This is a genomic window from Marinobacter sp. AC-23 (assembly GCF_001858325.1).
Classification (GTDB): domain Bacteria; phylum Pseudomonadota; class Gammaproteobacteria; order Pseudomonadales; family Oleiphilaceae; genus Marinobacter.
In genome coordinates this window covers 90,495-97,438 of sequence record NZ_MBPP01000025.1, presented here as the reverse complement: position 1 = coordinate 97,438, position 6,944 = coordinate 90,495, and the positions used below count along the sequence as shown (strand labels likewise).

The 6,944-nt window shown below is 54.3% G+C and carries 9 protein-coding genes; 7 read left to right on the top strand and 2 right to left on the bottom strand.

Going from position 1 to position 6,944, the window contains the following annotated elements:
• Window positions 1-133 precede the first annotated feature (133 nt).
• Complete coding sequence (locus BCA33_RS09810) at window positions 134-934, bottom strand: PHB depolymerase family esterase (RefSeq protein WP_083394709.1); 801 nt, start codon at window positions 932-934, stop codon at window positions 134-136.
• Between the two features lie 250 nt (window positions 935-1,184).
• Between BCA33_RS09810 and BCA33_RS09805 the strand changes: the two genes are divergently transcribed.
• The 7 genes from BCA33_RS09805 (at window position 1,185) to BCA33_RS09780 (ending at window position 6,260) form a co-directional block, all read left to right on the top strand.
• Window positions 1,185-1,388, top strand: a complete 204-nt coding sequence (locus BCA33_RS09805) for a DUF3185 family protein (protein WP_071265396.1) — start codon at window positions 1,185-1,187, stop codon at window positions 1,386-1,388.
• Window positions 1,389-1,403: 15 nt separating this feature from the next.
• Window positions 1,404-1,547, top strand: a complete 144-nt coding sequence (locus tag BCA33_RS19785) for a DUF3096 domain-containing protein (protein ID WP_083394708.1) — start codon at window positions 1,404-1,406, stop codon at window positions 1,545-1,547.
• A 456-nt stretch (window positions 1,548-2,003) separates the two neighbouring features.
• The gene (locus BCA33_RS09800) at window positions 2,004-2,273 is read left to right on the top strand and encodes a ComEA family DNA-binding protein (protein WP_071265394.1); all 270 of its coding nucleotides are present in this window, start codon (window positions 2,004-2,006) and stop codon (window positions 2,271-2,273) included.
• Window positions 2,274-2,441: 168 nt separating this feature from the next.
• Window positions 2,442-3,215 (top strand): (Fe-S)-binding protein, encoded by a 774-nt coding sequence (locus BCA33_RS09795; RefSeq protein WP_071265392.1) that lies wholly within the window; start codon window positions 2,442-2,444, stop codon window positions 3,213-3,215.
• On the top strand, window positions 3,212-4,651 hold the full coding sequence (locus BCA33_RS09790) for a LutB/LldF family L-lactate oxidation iron-sulfur protein (protein WP_071265390.1): 1,440 nt from the start codon (window positions 3,212-3,214) through the stop codon (window positions 4,649-4,651). Before BCA33_RS09795 ends, BCA33_RS09790 begins: the two co-directional genes overlap by 4 nt.
• Complete coding sequence (locus tag BCA33_RS09785; protein WP_071265388.1) at window positions 4,648-5,301, top strand: lactate utilization protein; 654 nt, start codon at window positions 4,648-4,650, stop codon at window positions 5,299-5,301. The genes BCA33_RS09790 and BCA33_RS09785 overlap by 4 nt, the downstream gene beginning before the upstream one ends.
• Window positions 5,298-6,260, top strand: coding sequence for a DMT family transporter (locus BCA33_RS09780; RefSeq protein WP_071265386.1), 963 nt, complete (start codon window positions 5,298-5,300; stop codon window positions 6,258-6,260). Before BCA33_RS09785 ends, BCA33_RS09780 begins: the two co-directional genes overlap by 4 nt.
• Here the strand turns inward: BCA33_RS09780 and gloA are convergent, their stop codons facing one another.
• Window positions 6,261-6,809 (bottom strand): lactoylglutathione lyase, encoded by a 549-nt coding sequence (gene gloA / locus BCA33_RS09775; protein WP_071265384.1) that lies wholly within the window; start codon window positions 6,807-6,809, stop codon window positions 6,261-6,263. It abuts the gene before it with no gap.
• Window positions 6,810-6,944 lie beyond the last annotated feature (135 nt).

Sequence of the window (6,944 nt, the reverse complement as noted above, 5' to 3'; positions counted from 1 at the left end):
GTATCCAGAAAAGCCATCAGGCAAGCGGTAAACAAACTGAATAACCGGCCACGAAAACGGCTGGGTTATCGCACACCGGCAGAGGTTTTCTGGGGCGAATACTCAGGAGGCTTGGATACGAGCGGTGCTGCACTTAATACTTGAATCCAGGATCAAAAGCCGAATCCCCAAACGCTTTAAGGTGGGAGTCGCGGATACGATCGGCCGAGGTTTTTATCACGGTGCAGTCGTTTTCGTTATGCAGCACCATAAGCGGAATGGGATAGGCATCATCTACCTCGGACCCTATATCGGAAACCACCCGAGACACACTGTGGAATGTCGCACTCCCCGGGCACTGACCAGACAGAGATACCGAAGCTGCGTCCTCTCCATAAGGGATGCCGGCCGCCGGCGCAGCTGCCGCCCAGTACTCATTGTGTGCAACGGCAGTAACAACGGCCATGGCCCCACCAGAGGACAACCCTGTGATGTAGCGGCGCTGAACATCAACATCGTAGTTGGTATTATTTTCTACCGCGAGCGCGATCTGATGAAGATCCTCTACTTCTCCTGCGCCCTGGTGGCGGTGATGCTCAAACCAGAACCCCCAGCAGTTCTGATTACGCAACCCGTCATAACTGGTGATATAAGGGGCAACGAGAATAAAGCCGTACTGATCCGCAGCCGCCTTCAGGCCCCAATCATTCAACACATCATTGTTGGTCTGTTTACAGCCATGCAGCGCCATAACCATGGGAGCAGGCGACTGAATGTTATCCGGGACATAAACTTTGTAGTCCCGGGCCCGAGACTGACTGTATGCCTGCTGTGGCAGTGTGTAGGAGTCGGTCTGGCCTGCACTGGCAGGCAGCGATGGCAACATTAATGCTACGAAAATTGTCAGTGCCGGTATAGCGACACGACGAACCCAGTTGAACGCAATGTTCGACATGGAATGCTCCTTCTTGAATTTGTTGTTTAGCACCCAAATAAGATGAAAAAATCATGCCACACCGATAACACTTTAATTTTAAAGCAATATCATTTTTGAGTAAGATAAAGAATGACCGGGTTACCGGACGATGTGTCCGAAAACTGCGACATTCGCTCTCGCAAGCTCGCTGCGCCGATGTTGCTGTCGTTGGCATCCGGTGCCAAGCTCTGAAAACAAAGCGGCAAACCGCCGTTACAAGGAGAATGCCATGGGAAGCTCAAAGCTCGTCGGTATCGTTTTACTCGTAGTTGGCATTGCCCTGCTCTACTTCGGTTTTCAATCAACACAATCAGTTGGTGACCAGATAAGCGAGACGTTCACGGGGCGCTTCACTGACGACACTATGTGGTACCTGATCGGTGGCGCAGCGTTAATCGCCGCCGGCGGATTTCTTTCGTTTTTTAAAAAATAATCACCGAGGACACTTATGACACTTCACCTGGAACTCGCCCCGCTTATTAGCTTGGGTGCAGGCATTGGCATTCTGATATTTCCCCGCTTACTCAACTACATCGTTGCAGGTTACCTGATTACACTTGGCGTTCTTGGGCTACTGGGACACCCGCTATGATATATCGCTTTCCTCAATAAGGTTCGAGCCTACGGCGCCTGTAGGAGATATCTCACAAGCCAGCGAGCCAATCTCCGGTATCCCACAAATGTACTCCCGCTAGAATAGGCAATGTCAGGGATGACAAGCCAGCAAGGAACGTTGGCAGAGGGATAAATGCTCCATGGAACTGGAGCTGCCAAAAGGAATTGGAACTGCCCGAAGGATATGGGCTTTCAAGGACGACCAAGGATGAAGCGCTCAGGACGAGCGAAGCCTGAGGGAACAGGCGGGGGTCAGCCACGGAAAGGGGATTACATGGAATGTAGTCCTTCTCCGTGCACTGTCTTTCACGAGCATTCTGTCATCTCTCCTCGAACTTTGCCCTCACCCTAAAAAGCCAGATAACCTGCTTTTGCTGCATTGTGCCCTGACTTATAACCACAACGACAAACGTTAGTCTCAGGAGTCACTTACATGAAGCACACACCCTTTTTCGCCACACTCGTATTGTTGTTCAGCCTGGCAACCGGATTTGCCTATGCAGAACAGCCTGTTATTAATATCAACAGCGCAGATGCAGTTACTCTGGCGAACCTCGACGGCATTGGCGCCAGCAAGGCCGAAGCCATCATTGCGTATCGCGAAGCAAATGGCCCTTTCCAAGCGCCCCAGGATTTGTCCAACGTAAAAGGAATTGGCGCTCGTACCGTTGAAAAGAACGCTGACCGTTTAACTGTAAAATAAGTGGTTGGAAATAATCCCCTGCCGCTTGCAAGGCGGCGGCTTGCAGCCGCCGTTCTTTCCTCTCCACTTCCTGCCGCAAACCTTCCCCCACAAAAGTCGTCTGGCAACCAGTCAGCCACCGCCCTATGATTACTGGACAAGAACTCTAACCAGCTCGAGTGGCATGCTATGGCTGATCCCATTAAGGTTTACCCGCCAAAACCCTCACACGTTTATTTTTACGCAACCTGCCTGATAGACATGTTTTACCCGGATGCGGGCATGGCTGGCATACAGCTACTCGAACGCGAGGGTATTAAGGTCTGCTTCCCCGAAGATCAGACATGTTGTGGCCAACCGGCATATACGTCCGGCTACCATGATGAAGCCCGTGCCGTTGCGAAGGCTCAGCTTGGTTTGTTCCCTGAAGACTGGCCCATCGTAGTGCCTTCTGGCTCCTGTGGCGGGATGATGCGTAAGCATTATCCAAGGCTGTTCAAAGATACCGATCACGAAGTCAAAGCTGCTGAGGTTGCCGCCCGAACCTGGGAACTAACGGATTTTCTTCTGAACGTATGCCACATAAAGCTGAAGGACTTGGGCGAGCCCACCACCATTGCCATGCACACGTCCTGCTCAGCTCGACGTGAGATGGGCGTGGCGGAGGTCGGCCCCAAGCTGATAGGGCAACTGCAAAATGTAAACCTGGTTGAGCAGGTGCGCGCTGAGGAGTGTTGCGGTTTTGGCGGCACCTTTGCCGTACGCCACCCTGAGATTTCCGGGGCCATGGTGAGCGAAAAAGTGGACACCCTGACCGACACCGGCGCAGAGGCATTTGTGACAACAGATTGCGGCTGCCTGATGAACATCTCGGGCTACGCAGAAAAAAACGGCAAACCCCTCGCCGGCCAGCATATCGTGAGCTTTCTCTGGGAGCGCACTGACAATGGGAGTGGATCATGAGCCAGGCAAGCTCGGAAGACCCGCACCACATCGACGTAAAAGAATTTCACCCTCGTGCGCGGGCAGCCATTGCGGATCCCAAAATACGCCAAAACTTCCGCAAAGCCATGGACGGACTGATCAGCAAACGCAAAGACGCGTTTGAGGGCATGGATCTGGAGGCCCTCAGAGACTTGGGCGCCAACATCCGCCTACGGGCGCTGGCAAACTTGCCCGACTTACTCGAGCAGCTCGAAAAAAAGCTCACAGAAAACGGCATCAAAGTGCACTGGGCGATTGATGGCGATGAAGCCTGTCGAATTGTCCGCGATATCTGTGTCGCCCGGAATGCCAAAACGGTCATCAAAGGCAAATCCATGGTTTCTGAGGAAATGGAGCTCAACCATTACCTCGAAGAGCATGACATTAAGGCTCTGGAGTCGGACCTGGGCGAGTACATCGTTCAGCTTGCAGGAGAAACGCCCTCCCACATCATCATGCCCGCAATTCACAAGAATACCGGTGAAATTTCCGAGCTGATGCACGAAAAAACCGGCACCGACCTATCCAACGATGTGGAGTACCTAACCGCCAGCGCCCGCCAACAGCTTCGTGAAAAGTTCATGAATGCAGATGTGGGCGTCTCGGGCGTTAACTTCGCCGTCGCTGAAACCGGCACCCTTTGCCTGGTGGAGAATGAAGGCAACGGCCGCATGACCACCACGGTGCCGCCCTGCCATATTGCGGTTACCGGCATAGAGAAAGTAGTAGGCAACCTGGAAGATGTGGCTCCACTTCTCGCCCTACTGACCCGCTCGGCCACCGGGCAGCACATCACGACTTACTTCAACATGATTTCCAGCCCACGCAAGCCGGAAGAGCTGGACGGCCCGGAAGAAGTCCATCTGGTACTGGTTGATAACGGCCGCTCATCCATATATCAGGATGACGAACTGCTGGACACCCTGCGCTGCATTCGGTGTGGCGCCTGCATGAATCACTGCCCGGTTTATACTCGCGTGGGTGGCCATACCTATGGCACTACCTACCCGGGCCCTATTGGCAAAATTCTGATGCCTCACCTTATCGGCCTGGATGAAGGCCGGCATCTGCCAACAGCCTCAAGCCTTTGTGGTGCCTGTGGCGAGGTGTGCCCGGTCAAAATTCCGATCCCGGATCTGCTGGTGCGCCTGCGCCGGGAGTCCGTAGATGGCGACAAACTCAACCCTGCCAAAGTACGCGGCCACGGGGCAAAACGTGGCACCTTGGAAGCGCTGGTTTGGAAAGGCTGGAGCTGGATGCATGCACGCCCCGGCGCTTACCGGTTTGGCACTGCAGTGGCAGCACGCCTGCGAAAGCTGCAACCTGGGCAACTTGGAGGCTGGACAGAATACCGTACGGCACCAAGACTGGCCGCCAAAACACTCCACGAACGCATGAAGGAGCGCGGCCAATGAGTTCTCGGGACACTATTTTGCAGCGCCTGCGTAACCGCAGCGGCGGCGAGCTGAAAGTGCCGAACTGCGACTTCTCGGTAATGCAACGACCACCCTCCTCCGTGGCTGAACGCATTGATCAGTTTCAGAAAACCATAGAGTCGGTGCATGGAGAGGTTCACCTATGTACCCGGGAATCCTGGATTGCCCAGCTTGCCAGCATCCTCTCATCTCGCGGTGCCCGCAGCTTGCTGATACCCACGGCACACCAGATTGGCCGCGATTTGCGTGACTCCAGGCAGGACGATCTACCGGAGCTGCTGATCTATGACGAGCCCATCGAGAACTGGCAGCCTCATCTGTTCAACGAGGTAGATGCTGCCATCACCTCCACTCGGGGCGGCATTGCGGAAACCGGGTCGTTGATTCTATGGCCTACACCGGATGAGCCTCGCCTGATGAGCCTGGTGCCGCCCATCCATATTGCAGTGCTGAAAGCCTCCGAACTTCACGCTACATTCCACGAGGCGATGTTGGCCCAGAATTGGGCTTCTGGAATGCCAACAAACGCTCTGTTAATCTCCGGGCCATCCAAAACCGCCGACATTGAACAGACCCTGGCTTACGGTGTTCACGGCCCCAAAGAACTGATCATACTGGTTATAGGATGATTCGAGGCGCTCTGCTAATCGCCCTGGCAGCACTGCTTTGGGCCACCACGGGAATCGTTGCGAAATTCCTGTTTACCGAGACTGAACTGCAAGCTACAACTCTGGCTTTTCTCAGGCTAGCCGTTGCCTTGCCATTTTTCTGGGTGCTGATGCGCAATGAGCAGCGGCAACTTCGAAAAGCCAGCACAAACGCAACGGCACCGGGCAGCTTCCTTCGACAACTGGATTTGAAATCCCTCGCGCCCCTTGCAGCCCTTGGGCTCTTTCAGGCTATTTATCAAGGCAGCTACCTTCTGGCCGTGGATCTGACGGGCGCCGGCATCGCCACACTGATTGCCCTGTGCTTGCCTCCGGTGCTGGTCGCATTGCTTGCGGCGCCGTTGCTGGGAGAAAAGCCAAGTCTACTCACCATTATGGCGCTGATTACTGCTGTTATCGGTACCACCATGCTGGTCTTCAGCGACATGGACACCAGCGGCACCCTGCGACTGGCGGGCATACTCATGGCGCTTTTGGCAGCGCTTGTATACACCGGATTCACGCTTACAAGTCGTTACAGTTCAACCGGCGCGCCTGTCTTTACCACCGCATTCATCTGCTTTTTTACCGCCGCGCTAATCCTGCTGCCCGTGGTGTTGCTCAGTGGTGGTTTTGACGGAATTGAAGAACTCGAGCTTCGGCATTGGCTGATGGTCGCCATTATCGGCATTGTGCCTACCTGCATCGGCTACGCAAGCTTCTTTGCCGGAATGAAGACCACACCAGCCACGCTTTCCAGCATTATCGTCACGCTAGAACCGCTATTTGTCGCCTTACTTGCCTGGATCTTTTTGGAGGAGGTTCTTGGGCCGGTTGGCATTGCAGGCGCCTTCATACTCACCGCAGCGGTGATTGTGGCCTCGCGTTATGGCGGGAAACCCGGTGCCGCCGCGAAAGGCGACACGGGCACAGCAGACTGATCAGCTGCTCTTGCGATGCTTTTCCAACATGTTCGGCTGCAGTATCTCAATCCAGTAGCCGTCGGGATCCTTGATGAAAGCGAGGCCTTTCATTTTGCCATCGTCCGGTTTCTTGACGAACTCAATACCCAGGCTCTCAAAGCGCTCGCAAGCGGTGTACACATCAGGCACTGCGATGCCGATATGTCCGAACCCCTGAGGCTCATCGTTACCGTTGTGATAGGTAAAGTCCTTGTCGTTTTCTGTGCCCCAGTTGTGGGTCAGTTCCAACATAGCTTCGCGCCCGAACGTGTAGGTGGTTCGGTGAGCGTCGTCCGATGGCACGGAACCGGCTTGCCGGTCATCAAGATAGCCCAGAAAATAGAGCGTAAATTTCATTTCCGGGAAGTCCAGCTTGCGCACCAACCTCATTCCCATTACTCGGGTGTAGAAGTCCATGGAGCGCTCGGGGTCTTTAATACGCAACATGGTCTGGTTGAAGACGTAGCCTTCCGTTTCCGGAACCGGCTGGTCATGCAGGCCGGGGGCTTGCTCAAAGTGCTTGGGCATGAAATTTCCCTTTATATTTTCAAAGTTTAGTTAATATATGTGCGTGCGCTTCTGCCGAATTTCAAGGGTGTCGCCACCCTAGCATGGCGGTTAATAGACAGGCTGCGGGGTATGCTAAACTTCCGCCCCATACAC